Raw genomic sequence first — 22,811 nt, 5'->3', positions numbered from 1 at the left:
TGCAGGGGATTTTTCTGTTTAAAAATACTGAAAAAGTTCTATTTGCCACGAATAAGTTCAGAATGTGATAAGTATGGGAGAATAAACAAGTATAGTGGGAAAATTTAGAGGACGATTCGCGTTGAGACTGTGTATTAAAGTCCTTAGAATTGTATCAGGACAGGAAATAACTTAAGACAGGACCTGATCTGAGACAAGGAGGAGATATACACGATGACAGAGAGAGTTTACAGTATAAGTGAGGCAGCAGCCAAGGTTGAGGTTGAGTCACATGTGCTTAGGTATTGGGAGGAAGAGCTTGAGATCGATATCAAGAGAAATGACATGGGTCACAGGTGCTACAGTGAGAAGGATGTAAAGATACTTCAGAGGGTTAAGACTTTGAAGGATAAGGGGATACAGCTCAAGGCGATAAAGGATATGGTTCACAGAATGTATGAACTTCTTGACGAGGGAGAGAGCACAGAGGAAAAAAATGTGGATGATGCGGTGACGGAGCTTATCGCAGAGAGAGAAAATACAGAGAAGAAGACCATAGAAACCATAAGGGTGAGCAGCGATGTGGGGGATGATTCAAGAATAGTTGATTTCAAGATGGCACAATTCCAGAATATCATGGACAAGATAATCAGCAACTCCATAAAGGACAACCTTAAGGTGATAACACAGTCAGTGTCCGCTGCGGTGTCCGATGACGTGGTAAAACAGATGGATGTGCTGATGAAGGAGAAGGAGGATCAGGAGGAAGCGAGATACAGAAAGCTTGACGCCACCATAAGAGAACTTCAGCAGACCAGACAGGAGGTTGCGGCAACGGAGATAAAGAGGAAGAAAAAGGGCATTTTCAGAAGAAAACAGAGAGAGAGTTTATAAAAACTTCACACACTAACAATAGGGATTAATGCTATAATTAGCGCTAGTAAGATGGGAGTTAACACGAATGAAGATTACTAAGAAAGTTAAGATAGCGATAATTTTTATATGGATAGCAGCGATATTGTCCATGGTTATAGGTACGGCTATCATAGGGCGATATTTTATCACTGGAACTTATGGCCGTAATCACTCACTGCAGCTTTTATATTCGGAGGACGATCCGGTCAATGATGTGTACAAATCTCTGTCCACATTGCGTGAGGAAGTTATAAGCAAGGTGAAGAAGGATCCTTCATACTATACAACCCAGGATAATGCAGATGCCCTGGATGAAAAGAGCTCGGTATTAAATACTCATATAGCAGTGAAGAAGGGTGGAGAGTACATATATAGTTCCGTTGATCCTTTTTCTGAGAGCTTGAAGGAGCAGTTAAAGAGAAATGATAACAGTTCGAATATCAATGCGATAGATGGTGATTCGATTGATACCGGAAATAACAGTGATATAAAGGTTCAGGAATATCTCATAACCCAGCCGTCATTCTATCTGTGCAACCAGGTATCATATGTGCTGGATGGAAGTCAGGTAGATATTTACATGCTCACATACTATGGTAATTATATGGCGAAGTTCAGGGGAACCATCATGGGTTATTCCATACTGATGGTTCTAATGATGATGCTCCTGAGCGGTGTCGTGGCATTCCTTGTATACCAGCAGTTTGTGAATCCTCTTGTCAAGCTCAAGGAGGCAGCAGAGCGTATGGGCTCAGGCAACCTTGACGAGAAGATAGACTTTGGCGATAACAGAGTCGATGAGGTTGGTGAGCTCTGTGAGTCATTTGAGGATATGAGACAGAAACTGTCAGACTTTACCAAGGCGAAGATGAGATATGAGGAAGAGAACAGGCAGCTCATAAGCAATATATCACACGATCTCCGTACTCCTATCACGACCATCAAGGGTTATGTGGAGGGAATCATGGATGGAGTTGCAGATACCCCTGAGAAGCAGGAGAGATATCTGAAGATGATATACAGCAAGGCAAATGAGATGGACAGCCTCATCAATGAGCTTTCACTGTATACGAATATCAACAACAACGCCATACCATATGAGTTCCACAGGGTATCGGTGAAGGATTATTTTGATGACTGTATGGAGGAGGTATATACGACGCTCCTTTCCAAGAACATGACGCTCACATACAAGAACTATTGTGATGACGATGTGAAGGTCATAGTTGATCCTGACCAGCTCAAGAGGGTCATCAACAACATAATTACAAATGCTATCAAGTATACCGATAAGGAATATGGACAGATAGATATCAACATATATGACAATGACGCGGAGGTTAAGGTATCCATAAGCGACAATGGCCGTGGAATAGATTCAGAGAGCCTGCCTCATATATTTGACAGAATGTACAGAGCTGACAGCGCAAGACAGTCAAGAGGCGGAAGTGGTCTTGGACTTGCTATATGCAAGAAGATCGTTGAGGAGCACGGCGGCAACATATATGCCACAAGCCAGCTTGGTGTCGGAACAACGATAGTATTTACCCTGAAGAAGTATATTCCAAAGGTTGAGGAGATCGAGGGTGATACTTCTGACGCCAGCGGTGAACAGCAGGCAAATGTAAAAAAGGATACACAGAAAAAAGATGATCAGAGAAAAGACAATCAGAAAAAGGATGGTCAGAGAAAAGGATCATTGCAGATCATAAATTCACTAAAGAAAAGGAGAGATACAGATGAGTAAGATATTGATCATAGAAGATGAGCTTAGTATTGCAGAGCTTGAGAGAGATTATCTGGAGCTCAATGATTTCGAGGTAGAGATAGAGACAAATGGACTTAAGGGTCTTGAGAAGGCATTGGATGAGGAATACAGTCTTATCATTCTGGATCTCATGCTCCCTGAGGTGGATGGATTTGAGATATGCCGACAGATAAGGGAGAAGAAGGATATTCCGATCATCATGGTAACAGCCAAGAAGAATGATATAGACAAGATCAGAGGTCTTGGTCTGGGAGTTGACGACTATGTCACAAAGCCATTCAGTCCAAGTGAGCTGGTGGCAAGAGTCAAGGCGCACATATCCAGATACGAGAGACTTGTTGGTTCAACGGCACTCAAGAATGACGTCATCGAGATCAGAGGTCTTAAGATAGACAAGACGGACAGAAGAGTGTATGTTGATAACGAGGAGAAGGTATTTACGAATAAGGAGTTCGATATACTGTGCTTCCTTGCCAGCAACCCAAACAAGGTATTTTCCAAGGATGAGCTGTTCAGCAAGATATGGAATATGGACAGCATAGGAGATATAGCCACGGTTACTGTTCATATCAAGAAGATCAGAGAGAAGATTGAATTTGACACATCGAATCCACAGTACATAGAGACTGTATGGGGCGTTGGTTACAGGTTTAGGATGTGATAAGAAAGCCCCAGACGGCGAACATGCAGCGTTCATGCTTGCATGAAACGCTGCATGTTCATCGGATGGGCAGATATTCATGAGCATGTATGCCGATAGGCAGGAATGCGAATGAATGTGCGATTACGAGAGCCACGAAGTGGCGAAGTAATCGTAAGGCTTTCTTATCACAATTATAATAAGCCCCAGATGGCGAATGAGGAGAAAACAAATGAAATTAAACATTTTACATGAGGATAATGATATAATCGTGGCTGTAAAGCCATGTGGTGTGCCAACTCAGCCGGACAAGACCAATTCAGAGAGCATGGTGAGTATGCTCAAGCTCAGGATATACGAGAAGGAGAACAGAAAAGAGGAGCCATATCTTGTGCCTATACACAGACTGGACAGGCCTGTAGGCGGAGTTATGGTATTTGCCAAGACTCCTGAGGCGGCTGCAAATCTCTCAAAGCAGAGCGAGGATGGTTCTATGATGAAGTATTATCAGGCGATCCTCACTGGTGAGCTTTCAAATGACCAGGGAGTTTTGAAGGATTATCTTCTTCACGATACTAAGGACAATGTGACAAAGGTCGTGGACAAGGACACACCTGGAGCAAAGTATTCCGAGCTGGAATATGAGGTGCTGGATGTCATGGATACGGACGAGGGAGTTCTGTCATATATACTTGTTGAACTCATAACTGGAAGACATCATCAGATCAGGGCACAGTTTGCAAAGAGAAAGTGTGGAATCTGGGGTGACACAAAGTACAATCCTAAATTTCAGAGGACAAAGAAGAAGTACAAGGAGATAGGACTTCACGCGTCCAGATTGGAATTTGACCATCCGACAACAGGGGAACACATGGTGTTCAAGCATGAGCCGGAGGGCGGAGCATTTGCCATTCTGGATCTGGATGAGTTTTAGTTAAAATGGTATTTACAGGGCGGATGTTGGCATGTTTCGTGTTGACATACGTCCTGAAATTTTGTAGATTAAAGAGTGTATGCATTAGGTAGTTCAGCTATGCAGCAGATATAGAATGTTTTAGAATTAAGGAGATAAATAAGATGGCAAACGATAAGAAGATGGTTGAAGCTATTACTTCCATGGATGAAGATTTTGCACAGTGGTATACTGACGTTGTCCTCAAGGCAGGACTTATCGCATATACCAACGTGAAGGGATGTATGGCTATCAAGCCCGCAGGATATGCAATCTGGGAGCTTATACAGAAGCAGCTTGATGAGAGATTCAAGGCTACAGGTGTGGAGAATGTGTACATGCCAATGCTTATTCCAGAGAGCCTTCTTGAGAAGGAGAAGGATCACGTTGAGGGATTTGCACCGGAGGTAGCATGGGTTACATATGGTGGACTCAATCCTCTTACAGAGCGTATGTGTGTAAGACCTACATCAGAGACTTTGTTCTGCGATTTCTACAAGAATGATATCCAGTCATATCGTGATCTGCCAAGGGTATATAATCAGTGGTGTTCAGTAATGCGTTGGGAGAAGGAGACAAGACCTTTCCTTCGTTCAAGAGAATTCCTGTGGCAGGAGGGTCACACAGCTCATGCAACAGCTGAGGAGGCTGAGGCAAGAACAATACAGATGCTGAATCTGTATGCAGACTTCTGTGAGGATGTACTGGCTATGCCTGTTATCCGTGGACAGAAGACAGAGAAGGAGAAGTTCGCAGGAGCAGAGGCAACATACACAATAGAGGCACTTATGCACGATGGCAAGGCGCTCCAGTCAGGAACAAGCCATAACTTCGGAGACGGATTTGCCAAGGCATTTGGAATACAGTTTACAGACAAGGACAACAAGCTCAAGTATGTTCATCAGACATCATGGGGTATGACAACAAGACTTATCGGAGCCATCATCATGGTTCACGGAGACAATTCAGGTCTTGTACTTCCTCCAAAGGTTGCTCCAACTCAGGTCATGATCATTCCTATCATGCAGAAGAAAGCAGGAGTGCTTGAGAAGGCAGCAGAGCTCCGTGAGAAGCTTGGAGCATTCAGAGTAAAGGTCGATGACAGCGACAAGAGCCCAGGCTGGAAGTTCTCAGAGCAGGAGATGAGAGGTATTCCTATCAGAGTTGAGATCGGACCAAAGGATATCGAGGCCAATCAGGCAGTTCTGGTACGCCGTGACACAAGAGAGAAGATCACAGTATCACTTGATGAGATAGATACAAAGGTTGGAGAGCTTCTTGAGACTATCCAGAAGGATATGTTCGAGAGAGCAAAGGCTCACAGAGATTCACATACACATGCAGCGCTTAACTGGGATGAGTTCAAGAATATCATCGACAACGAGCAGGGCTTTGTAAAGGCTATGTGGTGTGGCGAGACAGCTTGTGAGGAGGCTATCAAGGATGAGACAGGAGCATCCACAAGATGTATGCCATTTGCACAGGAGCATCTTTCAGATGTATGTGTACACTGCGGCAAGCCGGCCAAGAAGATGGTATACTTCGGAAGAGCATACTAAAATATAGATAATAATCATGTATAATAACTTCTTCAGCATTTTGCTGGAGAAGTTATTATTTTACAGATATAAAGATGCGGAGAGAAGATATATGAGAATAGACATTCCAGAGGGAGCAAATAAAGTTATAGAGGGTCTTGAGGCAGCAGGCTATGAGGCCTATATAGTCGGCGGCTGCGTGAGAGACAGCATACTCGGAAGAGAGCCGGGGGACTGGGATATCACCACATCTGCCAGACCTGAGCAGGTCAAGGAGATATTCAGGCGAACCGTAGATACAGGAATAGAGCATGGAACCGTAACAGTCATGATGGGCAAGGAAGGCTATGAGGTCACGACGTACAGGATAGATGGAGAGTACAGTGATCACAGGAGACCGGATCAGGTGGAGTTCACAGCCAGCCTTGAGGAGGATCTGAAGAGAAGAGACTTCACCATAAATGCCATGGCGTACAGCCACAGCAAGGGCATAATAGATATGTTTGGCGGTGTGCAGGATCTGAATGACAAGGTTATAAGAGCTGTCGGTGTGGCAAGGGACAGATTCGATGAGGATGCACTTAGGATACTCAGAGCCATAAGATTTGCGGGACAGCTTGGATTTGACATAGAGAGGGATACCCGAAAGGCCATGATCATCCAGGCACAGTACCTCAAGGATATAAGTGCGGAGAGGATCAGGGTGGAGCTCACAAAGCTCCTTGTATCAGATCACCCGGACAAGCTGCTCGAGGCCTATGTTACAGGTATCACTGCATATATCCTTCCTGAATTTGACAAGATGATGGAGCAGCCACAGAACAACCAGTATCACAGATACAATGTGGGTGTACACTCCATTGAGGCGGTTAAAAATATAAGAGCTGACGTCACCATGAGATGGGCGGCGCTTCTCCACGATATAGGCAAGCCATCCACACACACTGTGGACGAGAATGGAACAGATCACTTTTACGACCACCAGATCGCTGGAGTTCCACTGGCGGAGGCGGTTCTCAGAAGACTGAAGTTTGACAACAATACCATCAAGGACGTGTGCAAGCTGGTGAGATGGCATGACTTTGGCATGGGCTGCGTTCCGAAGAAGAATACCATCAGGAAGCTTCTCGGAGAGGTTGGAAAGGATTTCTTCCCATATATAATCGAGATCAAGAAAGCCGATATGGCTGCCCAGAGCGATTACAAGCTGGAGGAGAGACAGAGCCAGCTTGCGGAGCTTGAGAAGAAATATGAAGAGATCGTGGCAGATGCTGACTGCGTCAGGATCAAGGACCTCAAGGTAAATGGCGGAGACCTCATAAAGCTGGGAATAAAGCCGGGACCTCAGATGGGCGAGATACTTCAGAAACTGCTGGATATGGTTATAGAAGACCCGGAGAAGAACGGCAGGGAATATCTGCTGGATCAGGTAAAGCAGATGTAGGTATCAGCGATACCCGTCGTAAAACAGACAAATAAAAAGTTACAACTTAAGAATGAAACTTAACAGCCCCTCATACAATAATTTAGCAGGTTATTATTGCTATAAAGTGAGCGAGGGTTTATCTGTGAAGTGGATGTGTGTATCTTATCTGACATTACCATAATCATGACATATGAATCCGCCGGCACTCAGCGATGCGGAGCGAGTGCTAGTGCCGTTGCAGGATTCATCGAGCGAGAGCGCTCATGATTAGGTAAGCCAGATAGATACACACTTCACAGATACCCCCGAGCGACAGTTGTAGGAGGGGGTTTTTATTTGGCTGAAAAAATGGGTGAAGTGTATGAAGCATACGATATGGAAGTACAGGGAACGGGCAGAGGCAGAGGTGCTGTGATCCTGATGACGGACAAGGGGGTCAGACAGGTGTCATCCCTGAATGGAACTGACGAGAGGCTTCAGCAGGAGAAGGAATTTAAGGATAAGATATATGAAAAGGGCTTCTGTAATATAGACCGGGTCGTGGCCAACAGAGAAGACGAGCTGGTGACCTGCGACAGGTATGGAAATCCATTTGTGTGCAGGGAATATTTCCAAGGGCGGGAGTGTAATGCATCAAGCATAAGGGATCTTGAGAAAGCAGTTATAAATCTGGCGTGGTTTCACAGAGCCGGAAGGGAACTGTACATGGAGGAGAATACGTCATACACAAAAAAAACTCCGGGAAATCTGGATAGAAAGGTAAATGAGCTTCGCAGGATAAGAAATTTTGTCAGCAGGAGAACCCTGAAGAATGACTTTGAGATGCTGTACATAAAGACATTTGATTATTTTTACAGCCAGGCAGAGAAGTGCCTGTCGCTGTTTCAGGATAATTTCACATACAACGACAAATGGCTTGGCTATTGTCACGGCTCGTATAATTATCACAGCGTGATGTTCTGTGATGGATACATAGCAACCATAAATTTTGACCGGTTCCATGTGGGATACCAGCTCATGGATCTGTACCAGTTTCTCCGCAAAGCCATGGAGAAGAACAGGTATGATATCACCATGGCGAAGGACATTCTGAGTGCGTACAGTCAGATCAATTATCTTGAACATGAGGATTATGAATTCATATATCTTATGTACAGTTTCCCGGAGAAGTTCTGGAAGATAAGTAACCGGTATATGAACACCAGAAAGAGCTACATATCCCCGGTTTTGATGGAAAAACTCCAAAAAGTTATCGAAGATGACCAAGAAAAGCTCAAAATTTTGAGTGAAATTAACGATACCTATGGACTTCACAAGCTGACAAATTAAGAGTATAATGTTGGGGCGTGGATAATAATTGAGTTAGACACGTGATACTGAATTGTGATGTATTTTACAGATGGTTTTTTCGTGTGTGTGTTTTCCATTTGTAGGATGCTCTATGGGTAACATAAAGCAATAGATTTCACAGGAGGCAAAATGATGAGCGATTATAATTACAAGGACGTGTATGAGCAGTGGGTGAACAATCCTTTGTTTGGTCAGGAAACCAAGGATGAGCTCTTAGCGATCAAGGACGACGAGAAAGAGATAGAAGAAAGATTCTATTGTGATCTTGTATTTGGAACAGCCGGACTTCGAGGCATCATCGGAGCTGGTACTAACAGAATGAACATATATGTAGTGCGCAAGGCTACACAGGGACTTGCAAACTACATCATCAAGGCGGGCAAGCAGGACAAAGGTGTGGCAATAGCTTATGATTCAAGAAGAATGTCACCTGAGTTCTCTATGGAGGCAGCTCTCTGCCTGGCAGCAAATGGCATAAAGGCTTACAGATTCGAGTCACTTAGACCGACACCTGAGCTCTCATTTGCAGTGAGATATCTGGACTGTGTAGCTGGTATCAATGTAACAGCATCACATAACCCACCAGAGTACAATGGATATAAGGTATACTGGGAGGATGGCGCACAGATCACACCACCTCATGACCAGGGAATCATGGCCGAGGTAAAGGCCATCACAGATTTCGCAGATACAAAGACCATGGACATGGTAGAGGCAAAGAAGAAGGGGCTTCTTGTAACTATCGGTTCAGAGGTTGATGACGCATACATGGGCGAGCTCAAGAAGCTCATCCTCAATCAGGATGCAATTGACAAGTATGGCAAGGATATCAAGATCGTGTACACACCACTTCACGGAACAGGCAACATCCCTGTAAGAAGGATTCTCAAGGAGATCGGATTTGAGAATGTGTACGTGGTTCCTGAGCAGGAGCTTCCGGATGGAGATTTCCCAACAGTTGAGTATCCAAACCCAGAGGCAAAGGAAACATTTGCACTGGCACTCAAGCTGGCAAAGGAGGTCGATGCAGATCTCGTTCTGGCAACAGACCCTGATGCCGACAGACTCGGATGCTACGCCAAGGATTCCAAGACAGGTGAGTACAAGGTATTCACAGGTAACATGTCAGGAAGCTTACTCTGCGAGTATGAGGTAAGCCAGATGAAGGAGAAGAATGGCAGCCTTCCAGCAGACGGAGCAATCATCAAGACTATCGTTACTACCAACATGGTAGATGCTATAGCAAAGTATTATGGAACAGATCTCATCGAGTGTTTCACAGGTTTCAAGAACATTGGCCGTGAGATCCTCAGATTTGAGCAGACAGGCAAGGGAACATACCTCTTCGGATTTGAGGAGAGCTACGGATGCCTGATCGGAACACATGCAAGAGACAAGGATGCGGTTGTTGCAACTATGGCTCTCTGTGAGGCAGCAGCTTACTACAGAGGTCAGGGCAAGACTCTCTGGGATGCGATGATGGATATGTACGAGAAGTACGGATATTATGTAGATGACATCAAGACCGTAACACTCAAGGGTGTTGAGGGATCTAAGAAGATCGGACACATCATGAATATCCTCCGTGCAAATGTACCTGAGGAAGTAGCAGGATACAAGACCAGAGTGGTACGTGATTATCGTCTTGAGTATATAAGGAATATCGAGACAGGTGAGGTTAAGCCTACCGGATTCCCGAATGCCAATGTACTCTACTACGAGCTTGAGAACGATGCATGGCTTGCGGTAAGACCTTCAGGAACTGAGCCAAAGATCAAGTTCTACTACGGAATCAAGGGTTCATCATACGATGAGGCACAGAAGGAGTCAGCAGCATTTGGTGACAAGGTCATGGATCTTATCTACGATATACTTGAAAAGTAATAAAGAAAAATAATCATAAACAAACGGATTGTTACAGTGACGTATAATATACGGTCACAATGTAGCAGTCCGTTTTTTATTTTAAAATAAATTAAGTATACAAAGGAGGTAAACTGCTCTTATTATATGGGCAAAGACAGTGGGAGAATAGATTATGACAGAGAGTGTAAAGAAAAATAAAGAAATCAGGACAAATCGGTATTTCTGGATCGCATGCATAGTGCTGGTGTTACTGCAGTATGGACTGTGCATCCACTACGGGCTTAAGAGACAGTATCTGTTTTGCGATGAGGTGTACAGCTATGGCCTTGCAAACTCCACGGACAAGACTTTTCTCCATCCGGGAGAGGACAACACGCCACTTGATGAGTGGGTGACGGGGTCATATTTTGAGAACTATATGAATTATAACGATGATTCATTCAACTACAGTGCGGCATACAGAAATCAGGAAAATGATGTCCACCCGCCGGTATATTATATGCTGCTGCATACGGTGTGCTACTTTTTCAAAGGAGCGGGATACAGTGCAGTTCCGGGAATAGTGCTCAACCTCATACTCCTGATATTTGTGGATATTCTTCTGTTGTATGTGGCGGCATATCTGCTTGGAAACAGATGGTATGGACTGATGGCGGCAGCTCTGTGGGGCGTATCATCGGTGGGCATAAGCAACTGTATGCTCATACGTATGTATCTTCTTCAGACCTTGAATGTATTGCTGCTGACGGCGGTTCATGTATATATACTGAGACATAAAAAGAAGATGACCGTGCCGTATTTTATATTGCTGGCACTGGCGGTCATGTTCGGCGGACTCACACACTATTATTTCTACTTCTATGTTGCCGGACTTGGATTGTGTGTATGTATATACCTGCTGTATATGCGAAAGGTAAAGCAGATGTTTGCGTATGGCTTTAGTCTTGTTGCTGGACTTGGTGCGGCAATAGCGGTATTTCCCGCGACGATAAAGCACATATTTGGTTACAGGGGAAGCTATGCTACCGATAATCTGATAGGACTTTCCGGTCACAAATTCTTATATTATATCAGTTATATAAACAGGTCGTATTTTGCAGGACTGCTTCCGCTGATCGTGCTTGTGGCACTGGTGCTCATCGTGGCAAGGATAGTGCTTTCATTTGTGGATATAAAGATATCCTTGGTCAGGGAAAATGATGGATTATCCTACAGAGTATGTATACACAGGAGAGATATAGATGCGGACAGAACAGGAAGGATAGAGTCACGCTCACTGTTATTGGCGGGGGTTATCGTGGCTGACGCCGTTCTTGCATTTGTGGGAATACAGGGGTCCGAGCTTGTAAATGCAAGATATATTTACTCGGCACTTCCTATAGTGGCTGTGTTTATGATATGGTGTATGATGAAGCTGGTTCCAGTAATAACCAGGAAGAGAAGTGCAGTTGTAACCGCTGTCATATGCCTGGTATTATGTGCAGGCAGTATAGCTGTAAAGGGTATAGACTGGCAGTACATGGGCTACAGCGACTGGAGCACAGCCTTGGAGGAGATGAAGGGACAGGACTGTATCATACTGTGTCACGGAGATGGCAAATGGAACAACGTGTACGCGGGAATGAACGTATTTTCCCAGATGGGAAGATGCCGGTATGTGTACGAGGATGATATAGACAGCATCGCTGATCTGGTGAAGGACTGCGGCGATGAGATATATGTGGCGGTCATCAATGATCCAAAATTTGAAGAGAAAAAGATACACAAGATGACTGAGAAAATAGCAGAGATAACAAAGTATACAAAGAAATCTATAGAATACAGATTTTCAGGAATACGAATTTATAAATTTAAAGCAGGTGAAACAAAATGAAAAAAGTTAGTTTGATAATTCCATGCTATAACGAAGAGCAGGCTCTTCCGATATTTGCAGGGGAGCTGGACAAGGTGAGACAGGAACTCAGGCAGTATGATTTTGAGGTTCTTATGGTAAATGATGGTTCGTCGGATAAGACTCTTGAGACCATGAAAAAGATCTCAGAGGAATACGATTATTTCAAGTATTTGTCATTTTCCAGAAACTTTGGTAAGGAGGCTGCAATGTATGCGGGCTTCTGCAATGCAGATGGGGATTACGTGGCGGTGATGGATGCCGACATGCAGGATCCGCCAAGTCTGCTCCCGGAGATGCTCGGTATACTTGAGCAGGGAGAATATGACAGTGTGGCGACCAGAAGAGTCACAAGAAAGGGCGAGCCGCCGATAAGATCATGGTTTGCGCGGATGTTCTACAAGATCATCAACAAGATATCCGACTCCGATGTCGTGGATGGCGCCAGGGATTTCAGGCTTATGAAGGCAGAGATGAAGGATGCCATCGTGTCGATGTGCGAGTACAACAGATTCTCCAAGGGAATATTTGGCTGGATCGGGTTCAGGACAAAATGGCTGGAATACGAGAATGTGGAGAGAGTTGCGGGCGAGACGAAGTGGAACTTCTGGAAGCTTTTCAAATACGCACTGGACGGAATAATCAACTTCTCCGAGGCGCCGATGAGTATAGCTTCAGGATTTGGAATATTTTGTACATTTGTCTCATTTGTCATGATGCTGTTCTTCTTCATAAGAAAGCTGGTGTGGGGAGACCCTGTTGCGGGATGGCCGTCACTTGTGTGCATCATACTGTTTGTATCAGGACTCCAGTTCCTGTGCATAGGAATCATGGGCAAATATATCGCCAAGACATATATGGAGACCAAGGGAAGACCACATTATATAATTTCCGACACCAATAAAGACGACGTGAATAAGATAAATTGATAACATTATGAAGCTGTATTGTGATGGAATGGTTATGATACAGCTTTATTTGGATGATAAGACGTTTTATGTAATATTTACATCCGTTACAGGTACATATAGTTGTAATTTGACTACTTGATAGCTTATAATTTAGATGATACTGTTTTAGTCAAATGGGGCTTATGTTTGGTAGACATGGGGGTAACATGCAATGAATCTTACAGTAAAATGTCCATCCTGCGGCGGTGTTGTGGTACTGAATCCTAAGACGAGGCAGCTGCAGTGTACGCAGTGTGATTCGGTGATCAGCAGAGGCATAGGAGAAGAAAACTCTGCCATGACCAGGAATGAGGATGGAGAGCTTGTAGATAAGAGAAGCTATAAGGCAATTCAGAAGATTGCCAGAATAAAAAGATACATAACTGATGCCACGGATACGATATACACATTGGATGAGATCAATATTGGAAAGGATGATGAATCACCAAGGTATATGGATATGAATCTATATGAATGTACATCCTGTGGTGCAAGACTTATGGTGAAATCCACGGAAACTTCCAGTTTCTGTGCGTATTGTGGGCAGCCGATGATATTGGTTGACAGAGTTAAGGATGAACTGGAGCCGGACCTTATTATTCCATTTGGAATTTCTCAGAAGAGAGCAGAACAGCTTATACGTGACAGGTTCTGCAAAGGGTGGTTTGTTCCGGATGAGATAAAGAAATTTGAGATTGATAAGATACGAGGAATATATATACCATATTGGCTGGCATCTTATCATGTTAGAAAAAAGCTCAAGTATGTATTTCAGGAGAATGAAAAAGGCGAGCGCGTTAGTAATTATGAAAAATGCTTTGGTTCTATAGCAGCAGTTGCACAGAAAACTGCAGACAAAACAGTCACACACAATTGTATGAGAGATTGTGAGTGTACAGTTCCAAGGGTACCTGGTGATGCAACAAGAAGATTGAATGATCACATTTCGGCAAGACTGGAGCCTTATGATTTAGAGAAGGCATTGACGTTTTCCCCAGAATATCTGTCCGGATTTTACACGGACAGGTACGATGTACCAGCTGCCGAGGTCGCAGCAGTTGCAAAGAGAAAGAGTAATGATGCGGTGAAGGAAGAGATGATGAGTGATGTTCCGAAAAACGCACGGGTTACTGAGGAAAAAACGGATATAAAGATGACGGATATTGAGTATGCATTGCTGCCAGCGTGGTTCATGACTTTTCGTTATCAGGGAATACTCTATACCGTGGCAGTGAATGGGCAGACCGGCAAGGTCGTGGGAAATGTCCCATCCAACAGATTTAAGGTTGGGGCATCCATAGCGATACTTATGACAGTGATGGTTGTGCTTTGTACATATGTATCTGTATTTGTTGGGGGACTTATGACGGATCTGTATAGGATAAGTGCAGGTGTGGGTGATTCAAGTGGAGCTTTTATGGTATTTTCCGCGTATGTGGCTGGAGTTATATATAGTTTGGTGAGCTTCTGGCGTGCGATCAACAAGCTTCACAGATCAAGGATAGATATTCACAGATTCAGAAGCTATGGCACTATAGAATACGTTAAGGAAAGGCAGGATAAGACATGGGTTCGATAGTATTTTTGTATGTTGCAATAGGTATCGTGTGCGGGATATGCTTAACGGTATCCATAGTGATTTCTGCTCTTGTAAGATCCAACAATATTGGACAGAATGAGGAGAAGAAAGCGGAATACGTTGATTATACTACATTTGTGTATCATGCAAAGTATGACAGCCACAGCCCGATTAACTATTTCGATGGATATTATAAGGATTGAGTCAGATCCTTCGATATCGCACAGAAGTTTATAGAGCAATGATATGATGACAAAACCAGGGGGATTTGGTATCATATTTTTGATATATTTTCACACAGGGAAAGGAATTGGAGGTAACAGGAATGAACGAGAATCAGGATCAGCAGTTTGGTCAGCCACAGGGAGAACAGCAGGTGGCAGATCAGGCACAGACAAATCAGCAGGCGGCGGAGAACAGCCAGCCACAGGCAGATCAGCAGGCAGCGGCTTACAGCCAGCCGCAGATGAGTCAGCAGGGAGTGTACAATCAGCAAGGCTATGGCCAGCAGATGAACCAGCAGGGTGCATACAATCAACAGGGTTACGGCCAGCAGATGAACCAGCAGGGTGCATACAACCAGCAGGGCTACGGTCAGCAGATGAACCAGCAGATGTATAATCAGCAGGGTTATGGCCAGCAGATGAACCAGGGAGCATACAATCAGCAGGGCTACGGTCAGCAGATGAACCAGCAGATGTATGGTCAGCAGGGCTACGGCCAGCCACAGATGAACCAGCAGATGTACGGCCAGCAGGGCTATGCACAGCCACAGCCGAAGAAGCCATCAGCAGCGGGCAATATGATAAATGATCTTCTCAAGAATGTGATAGGTCTTTTCAAGAGCCCTGCAGATACAGCGGGTGAGATGGTTCAGAGTGACAACATGGTTCCTGGCGGAATACTTGCAGGAGTAAATGCCATCCTCTCACTTATATTTGTAACTGTCGGATTCCTCATAATGGGATTTGACTTTGGCGATTCAATAGCAAAGGGATTCTACATGTTCTTCTTCACTATAATCGCAGCAGTCATCATGACAGCAGCGGTATTTATCGCCGGAGGAATTATATTCAAGGGTGGAATCACATTTGGAAAAGCACTTAACGCCGTTGGTGTATTTGCACTTTATGAGGCAATAGCAATGGTTGCAGGAATCATATTTGAGATCATCTCAGCACTCTTCCACAAGGTTGATTTCCTCAGCGGAATCATCGGAGGCTTTGGATACATACTCTTCCTCGGAATAAGCCTTTGCGGAATCGTGATCGCAGCTCATGCGTTATTCGATAACCTTGAGACAAATGACAACTCAAAGATATTTGCAGTTATCGCTGCTATAGTTATCTCAGTATTCCTCATCACTGTTATAGATAACATCGCAGAAAAGATATTCAGTGACAGCGCAACATGTGCAGAGCAGGTACTCAGCTACTTCAAGAACGCTGCAACAGTATTTGGTTACCGTCACTGGTAAGACATAATTTATAGATATTTTACAGGAAGCAGACAGATCTGAAAATTGACAGGTTTGTCTGCTTTTGTTAAAATATAAAGGTGTTTTGGTGTTAACTTATATAAAAGGGTGGCAAAGATATGGTAAAGGAAAGGACGGGTTATGGTAAGAAAGGTTGGTTTAACTGACAGTGTTGGTTTTGCTTGTCTGGAAGATCTACAGTTGTCGAACTCCTATATGTGGGGTACCGCAATCAGTCTGGACTATTGTGGCAGAGAGGATTGTATAAAAGGCTGGAAGTTTGGTCCATACGTCAGAGAATCATATGTTATCCATATGGTAAAGAAGGGCAAGGGTACATTTACAATTGCGGGGAAGACTTATGAACTGGGACCTGGACAGGCGTTTATCATCAGACCTGGTGAGGAGACTACTTACAGGGCTGACGATGATGATCCATGGAGCTACATGTGGGTTGGATTTCATGGCTACAGAGCTGAAGATTTTATTGAGGCGATGGGGTATGTAAAGGGCTCACCTATCATCAAGATAGAGCAGATGGATACGTGTGCAGAATGTATCAACAAGATGCTCGAATATTCCCAGATCACACGTATAAACGAGGTGAAGAGAATGAGTGCACTGATGCTTCTCTTCGCAACCATTATGGAGGATAATGCCTCCGATGCGCAGGAAGATGATAACATTGAGTATCCAAGTAAGATATATGTAAAGGCTGCTGTCGACTTCATAACAGAGAAGTACATGAACAAGATCAATGACATTGCGGATTTCATAGGAATCAGCAGAAGTCATCTGACAGGAAGCTTCAAGAAGGAGATGGGTGTATCTCCTCAGGAGTATCTTATCAACTTCAGATTGGAGAAAGCTGCAAGTCTTCTCCGGTCATCAAAGGAACAGATCAATATAATCGCATATCAGTGTGGTTATGAGGATTCTCTTTCTTTCTCCAAAGCATTCAAGCAGAAGTTTGGAATGAGTCCTAAGTCATTCAGGAATCTTGAGGTTGAGCTTGAGACGAAGGATGCCAAGTTTGGACATGAGGCTTCGAAGCTGTAAGATATAATTGAATCAAAAAATTTGAATTAAGCAAAAGGCGGGTGTGCGATTTGTCGCACATCCGCCTTTGCTGTATTTACGATATACGGTAAAAACTACTGTCTGCCATGATATGAATTGTCAACGATAAGCTTCTTGGTCACCTTTGTGGATTCGGGATTATCCTCATCTGATTCAGATGTCTGGTCATCGCTGTGCATCCATGAAGCAGGATCGTCGTCCGTGTACTTCTTTGTGACCTCATCCAGATATGGGGTGAATGCCTTCAAAAACATGAATGATGATACATATGCTATAAGGCCAAAGCCACATACTATGAACACGAATATACCTACCATGAATACCTGAGTGCTGGATAGCAGAACATATGCAGGCAGAGTGTAGAGAACCATGATCACTATTGTAAATATGAAGTTCTTGGCTGCCAGGTAAATGGACTGCAAGAGAAGGTTCTTCAATGTGTTCTTAAAGGCACTTATGACAGGGAACAGGTAAATTGCGATGAAGCATGTCAATATCATAAGCACGACACTGGTGTAGTACATGAGCTTGTTTTCCTGTGGACCACCCTTGCCAAAAAGGTTGAAATCCAGAGTGAATATAAATGATATAAGAAGGAATAGCAGCCATGAAATCGTTGACTGTTTGAAATTATCCTTGAAGCCTTTGAAGAATAATTTCACTACACCTCCATTTTCGCCTGTCCTCTGCTTCTTTAACAGAGTGAAATACATTGCGCTCATGGAAGCTCCCATGGTGACTATGGGAATACTACACAATATAAATAGAATGTTCACTATTATAATATCGCCGAGCGTTCCAAAAAATCTGGAAAACCAGCCGTCACTGTTGAAAATGTTCATAAAATTCCTCCTGATGTAAAAAGTGATAATATCGTTTGTTTAACTATAGCACAAAAAGGTATGCCAATATATAGCGAATTTTACAATTTACCATATGTATTCTACAATTTACCATAAAATAGCACAAAAACAGCGAACTTAACTACTTAAAAATATACATTTGTGACAAAAACCCATGACATTTTGACATTTTTCCATGTAAAAATCTTCACCAAAATTTTATAATTCAATCATAGGAAGCACACAGAACGCCGTAAGGCGAACCGGCAGAACAGGACGCAGAATTCAGGGTATGAAAGAGAATGTGGGTGTCGTAAATCCTGCCGGTGATGTAAAAAGGAGGAATGTTTTATGAGAAGAACAATGAAGAAAGCAGTGGCAGTAGGGCTTGCAGCAGCAACAGCATTTTCACTGTGCGCATGTGGCGGCGGCGATGGAAGTAAGGGCGGCAGCAGCAAGGATGCACTTGAGGTAGTTATCTGGGATAACAACCAGCAGAAGGGTCTGCAGCAGATATGTGATCTTTTCACAGAAGAGACAGGAATCAAGGTTGATGTACAGGTTAAGGAGTGGGATTCATACTGGACACTTCTTGAGGCTGGAGCATCAGGTGGAGATATGCCGGATGTATTCTGGATGCACTCCAACAACTCACAGATGTACATGAAGAACAACAAGCTCTTAAAGCTCGATGACTACATCGAAAAGAGTGACAAAGTTGATATGAGCAACTACATGTCAGAGATCACAGAGCTCTACACATATGATGGTTCATATTATGCAATACCAAAGGATTACGATACAATCGCTCTCTGGTACAACAAGAAGATGTTCGATGATGCAGGACTTGAGTATCCAAATGAGAACTGGACATGGGATGATCTCTATGATGCAGCTAAGAAACTCACAAAGGATGACGGTTCACAGTACGGTTTCTGTATGAACACATCAAACGATCAGGATACTTACTACAACATGGTTTACTCAATGGGCGGTTACATCGTAAATGACGATCACACAAAGTCAGGATATGATGATGCCAACACTATCAAGGCTATGGATTATGTAGGAAAGCTCCTCAAGGATTGCTGCCCACCAGCAACAACAATGTCAGAGACAGGTACAGACGTTATGTTCCAGTCAGGCACAGTAGCAATGATCACACAGGGTTCATGGATGACAGCAGGATTCCTTGACAACGAGTATCTCGTTGAGAACTGTGATGTAGCAATTCTTCCATATGACAAGACAACAGGTATGAGAACTTCTATCTGTAACGGACTTGGATGGGCTGCATCAGCAGGCACAAAGAGACCAGATGACTGCTGGAAGCTTATCGAGTGGTTCGGTTCAAAGGAGATGCAGGAGAAGCAGGCTGAGCTCGGTGTAACAATGTCAGCTTACAACAACACATCAGACAAGTGGGTTAACTGTACAGATAAGTTCAACCTCAACGCTTACCTTGATATCACAAAGGAGTCGACAGTTCCAGGCGTAACAAATGAGCTTGTACTCAGACCTTACACATACAATTCAACAGTATGGTCACAGGCAGCACAGACCTTCTTCGCAGATGCATGGGCAGATCCATCAAAGATGGAGCAGTCATGTAAGGACTTCGCAGTTCAGATGAACCAGTACATCGATGAGGAAGACAAGTAATCCTACAGAGCATTTATAAGATAACATAACAGTGGGTAGGATGGAGGTCCTACCCATTGCTTACCAGAAACAGGCGGGGTGTTAATTACAATATAAATGAATAAGAGGAGGGATTTTATGTCAGATAACAACAAGAAAGTTGAAGAAAAAGCGGCTGAGATAATCCAGGCTACAGAGACACAGACAGTTAAGCCGGCAGCAGCAGAAGATAAAGAGTTCAAGAAAAAGAAGTCAACAACATGGGAAAGAAACCAGCGCAAATGGGGCTGGGCATTCATCCTCCCAACAATGATAGGAATCATCGTACTTAACTTATGGCCTATAGTACAGACAATATATCAGTCATTCTGTAAGGTTGGATCATTCGGAGATTCATCATTTGCAGGATTTGCAAATTACAAGAAGATGTTTGCTGACCCTGAGGTATGGCAGTCACTTCTCAATACATTCAAGTATGCGATCATTGAGGTTCCATTCTCAATCGCCATCGCACTTATACTTGCGGTATTCCTGAATCGTAAGATGCACGGAAGAACAATATACAGAGCAATATTCTTCCTGCCAATGGTAGTTGCACCTGCAGCTGTAGCCATGGTATGGAGATGGTTATACAATTCACAGTTCGGTCTGTTAAACCACATCCTCGGTACAAAGATCGAGTGGATATCCAATCCAAAGATCGCATGGATCTCAGTTGCGATCATCGGTGTATGGTCAATCATTGGTTACAACATGGTTCTGTTCCTTGCAGGACTTCAGGAGATACCTAAGGATTACTACGAGGCAGCGGATATTGACGGAGCATCAGGAGTAAGAGCATTCTTCAAGATCACTCTTCCACTTCTCTCCCCTACAGTATTCTTCGTACTTGTAACAAGAGTAATCGGAGCACTTCAGGTATTCGACCTTGTATACATGGTAATGGATATTTCCAATCCGGCCCTCAAGAAGACAGAATCCATCGTATATCTGTTCTACCAGTACTCATTCCAGAATGGTAACAAGGGTTATGGATCAGCAATAGTAGTTCTTCTTCTCGCAGTCATCATGGTACTTACAGTATTCCAGATGATCGGTCAGAAGAAGTGGGTTCATTATAACTAGGAAGGGGGAATCGATATGACAAGAGGCGTACAGTTTAAGAGAAGAATGCAGAGATTATTGATTCACCTCATTCTGATCATATTCTCAATCATTATGATAGTGCCATTTGTATGGATGACACTCACAGCATTTAAGACAGTAACAGAGGCAACTTCGGTAAGTCCATTCGTAATATTCCCATCACAGTGGCGTACAGACGCGTTCACTACTGTTTGGAATAACATGAACTTCCTTGTTCTCTACAAGAACACATTACTGCTCATATTCTTTAGAGTTGTGTGTGCATGTCTCACAGCAACACTCGCAGGATATGCATTTGCAAGACTTAAGTTCAAGGGCAGAGACTTTATGTTCTCCCTGATACTTTTCCAGATGATGATTCCTTCACAGATATTCATCATCCCACAGTTCCTGATGATCAGTAAGATGGGACTGACAAATACAATGTTCGCCCTGGTATTCCCAGGTATCGTAACAGCGTTTGGTACTTTCCTGCTCAAGCAGGCTTACATGGGACTTCCTGGAGATCTCGAGGAGGCAGCGAGACTTGACGGATGTAACATTCCAAAGACATTCGTGTTCGTTATGGCTCCACTTGCAAGATCATCTATGGTTGCCCTCGGAATATTCACAGCAGTGTTCGCATTCAAGGATCTGATGTGGCCACTGGTTGTAAACAGCAGTGCAAACAAGATGCCGCTCTCAGCAGCTCTTGCAACAATGCAGGGACAGTATCAGTCCAATTATCCACAGCTGATGGCTGCATCTCTTATATCATGTATACCAATGATCGTTATATACCTGATATTCCAGAAGCAGTTCGTAGAAGGTATTGCAACATCAGGTGGAAAGCTCTAAAGAAAGTTAAAGAAGATATTATATATGACCACAGGGTGACGTCGGTTACTGACGCCACCCTTGTGAAATATATCGTAAATTCGAAGTATTTACGATGCCGTGGACGCCGCGCGAAGCGCCTCTCATGCGTCCACTCCAAAATATATCGTAAGTGCGAAACAAAAGGAGGACGTCTATGAAAAAGCCGATAATCACGGAAGAAGAAAAACAGAAGATCAAAGAGATGGACTCCACCCGCAAAAAAATAGGATATATCTGGGATTATTACAAGCTTTGGATAATCGGTGCGGTCGTTCTCGTGGGACTTGTAGTGTATTTCACTGTTGTGTTTGCAACGAGGGAGGACAAGCCGATACTGGATGTCGTCCTTGTGAACAACTACGATGATGTTTCAGAGGACTGCAGGCTGACACAGGGGTTTGTGTCGTATGTAGGGGAAGAAAATCTCCCGGGAAGGGTTACATTTGACAACAATGCATTTTTTAATCTGGCAAATAACTCAGATTATAAGAACAGTTACTATATGAAGGTGCTGGCATACCTTGAGGCGGACACTGCTCAGGCAGTCTTGTGCCAGTATGACAATCTCATAGGTCTGGCGAAGAGCGGCAGACTTGCAGACCTGTCGGATGAGAAGGTCGGCGATATATATGATAAGTATAAGGATAGGATAATTTATTACGAGGATGAAGAGGGGAAGAAGATACCTGTCGGAATAGATGTATCTGAAGGATACAAGGCGGCAGGACTTACTGAGTACACAGATGGCAAGGCATATATTGGATTGTCAGCATATGCGGCGGATTATGGATATGTGGAGAAATTTGTGGACTACATGGTGGAACTTGGAATACAATCCGGCGGAGCCGGTTGTAGATAAATTATGAGGAAAGACCAGTCAAATGAAATTTGGCTGTAGAGAAACTGGAGATCA

19 protein-coding genes are annotated in these 22,811 nt (G+C 43.7%); 18 read left to right on the top strand and 1 reads right to left on the bottom strand.

Going from position 1 to position 22,811, the window contains the following annotated elements; translation table 11 throughout:
* The first annotated feature begins 213 nt into the window (after nt 1-213).
* From GT575_RS02815 to GT575_RS02750, 14 genes are all read left to right on the top strand, one after another.
* A complete protein-coding gene (locus GT575_RS02815) occupies nt 214-873 on the top strand; it encodes a helix-turn-helix domain-containing protein (RefSeq protein ID WP_015534443.1) in 660 nt (219 codons plus the stop codon).
* 67 nt (nt 874-940) lie between these two features.
* Nucleotides 941-2,641: a sensor histidine kinase gene (locus tag GT575_RS02810; protein ID WP_015534444.1), complete on the top strand. Its 1,701-nt coding sequence runs from the start codon at nt 941-943 to the stop codon at nt 2,639-2,641.
* Nucleotides 2,634-3,323, top strand: a complete 690-nt coding sequence (locus tag GT575_RS02805; RefSeq protein WP_161171443.1) for a response regulator transcription factor — start codon at nt 2,634-2,636, stop codon at nt 3,321-3,323. The genes GT575_RS02810 and GT575_RS02805 overlap by 8 nt, the downstream gene beginning before the upstream one ends.
* A 211-nt stretch (nt 3,324-3,534) precedes the next feature.
* Complete coding sequence (locus GT575_RS02800; RefSeq protein ID WP_161171442.1) at nt 3,535-4,236, top strand: RluA family pseudouridine synthase; 702 nt, start codon at nt 3,535-3,537, stop codon at nt 4,234-4,236.
* Between the two features lie 143 nt (nt 4,237-4,379).
* Nucleotides 4,380-5,813: a proline--tRNA ligase gene (gene proS, locus GT575_RS02795; protein ID WP_022217371.1), complete on the top strand. Its 1,434-nt coding sequence runs from the start codon at nt 4,380-4,382 to the stop codon at nt 5,811-5,813.
* A gap of 91 nt (nt 5,814-5,904) precedes the next feature.
* Nucleotides 5,905-7,236 (top strand): CCA tRNA nucleotidyltransferase, encoded by a 1,332-nt coding sequence (locus GT575_RS02790; protein ID WP_055280418.1) that lies wholly within the window; start codon nt 5,905-5,907, stop codon nt 7,234-7,236.
* Between the two features lie 318 nt (nt 7,237-7,554).
* Entirely contained in the window at nt 7,555-8,547 is a 993-nt protein-coding gene (locus GT575_RS02785) for a hypothetical protein (protein WP_243105811.1), read from the top strand.
* A gap of 153 nt (nt 8,548-8,700) precedes the next feature.
* A complete protein-coding gene (locus GT575_RS02780) occupies nt 8,701-10,452 on the top strand; it encodes a phospho-sugar mutase (RefSeq protein WP_161171441.1) in 1,752 nt (583 codons plus the stop codon).
* Nucleotides 10,453-10,606: 154 nt separating this feature from the next.
* The gene (locus tag GT575_RS02775) at nt 10,607-12,307 is read left to right on the top strand and encodes a hypothetical protein (RefSeq protein ID WP_161171440.1); all 1,701 of its coding nucleotides are present in this window, start codon (nt 10,607-10,609) and stop codon (nt 12,305-12,307) included.
* Complete coding sequence (locus tag GT575_RS02770; RefSeq protein WP_055280385.1) at nt 12,304-13,254, top strand: glycosyltransferase family 2 protein; 951 nt, start codon at nt 12,304-12,306, stop codon at nt 13,252-13,254. Before GT575_RS02775 ends, GT575_RS02770 begins: the two co-directional genes overlap by 4 nt.
* Nucleotides 13,255-13,447: 193 nt before the next feature.
* Nucleotides 13,448-14,854 (top strand): hypothetical protein, encoded by a 1,407-nt coding sequence (locus GT575_RS02765; protein ID WP_161171439.1) that lies wholly within the window; start codon nt 13,448-13,450, stop codon nt 14,852-14,854.
* Entirely contained in the window at nt 14,842-15,057 is a 216-nt protein-coding gene (locus tag GT575_RS02760; RefSeq protein WP_015534452.1) for a hypothetical protein, read from the top strand. The genes GT575_RS02765 and GT575_RS02760 overlap by 13 nt, the downstream gene beginning before the upstream one ends.
* A gap of 122 nt (nt 15,058-15,179) precedes the next feature.
* Nucleotides 15,180-16,331, top strand: a complete 1,152-nt coding sequence (locus GT575_RS02755; protein ID WP_055145904.1) for a YIP1 family protein — start codon at nt 15,180-15,182, stop codon at nt 16,329-16,331.
* Between the two features lie 141 nt (nt 16,332-16,472).
* Nucleotides 16,473-17,390 carry an AraC family transcriptional regulator gene (locus tag GT575_RS02750; protein ID WP_161171438.1) on the top strand — a complete coding sequence of 306 codons (918 nt, stop codon included), beginning with the start codon at nt 16,473-16,475 and terminating at the stop codon, nt 17,388-17,390.
* A gap of 95 nt (nt 17,391-17,485) precedes the next feature.
* On the opposite strand, the gene GT575_RS02745 is transcribed toward GT575_RS02750, so the two are convergent.
* Nucleotides 17,486-18,253 carry a YesL family protein gene (locus tag GT575_RS02745; protein ID WP_015534455.1) on the bottom strand — a complete coding sequence of 256 codons (768 nt, stop codon included), beginning with the start codon at nt 18,251-18,253 and terminating at the stop codon, nt 17,486-17,488.
* A gap of 351 nt (nt 18,254-18,604) precedes the next feature.
* Here GT575_RS02745 and GT575_RS02740 point away from each other — a divergent pair, with 351 nt between their 5' ends.
* The 4 genes from GT575_RS02740 to GT575_RS02725 all read left to right on the top strand — a co-directional run bounded on the left by GT575_RS02740 (nt 18,605) and on the right by GT575_RS02725 (nt 22,757).
* Entirely contained in the window at nt 18,605-19,915 is a 1,311-nt protein-coding gene (locus tag GT575_RS02740) for an ABC transporter substrate-binding protein (protein WP_022058397.1), read from the top strand.
* Nucleotides 19,916-20,032: 117 nt separating this feature from the next.
* A complete protein-coding gene (locus tag GT575_RS02735; RefSeq protein ID WP_015534456.1) occupies nt 20,033-21,019 on the top strand; it encodes a carbohydrate ABC transporter permease in 987 nt (328 codons plus the stop codon).
* Between the two features lie 15 nt (nt 21,020-21,034).
* Nucleotides 21,035-21,877, top strand: a complete 843-nt coding sequence (locus tag GT575_RS02730; protein ID WP_161171437.1) for a carbohydrate ABC transporter permease — start codon at nt 21,035-21,037, stop codon at nt 21,875-21,877.
* Nucleotides 21,878-22,052: 175 nt separating this feature from the next.
* Nucleotides 22,053-22,757, top strand: a complete 705-nt coding sequence (locus tag GT575_RS02725) for a hypothetical protein (protein ID WP_055272033.1) — start codon at nt 22,053-22,055, stop codon at nt 22,755-22,757.
* The last annotated feature ends 54 nt before the right edge of the window (nt 22,758-22,811 follow it).

It is taken from the genome of Coprococcus sp. BIOML-A2 (assembly GCF_009875795.1).
Lineage (GTDB): Bacteria > Bacillota > Clostridia > Lachnospirales > Lachnospiraceae > Coprococcus > Coprococcus aceti.
The sequence above is the reverse complement of the archived record's forward strand: the minus strand, read 5'-3'. Positions and strand labels throughout refer to the sequence as shown.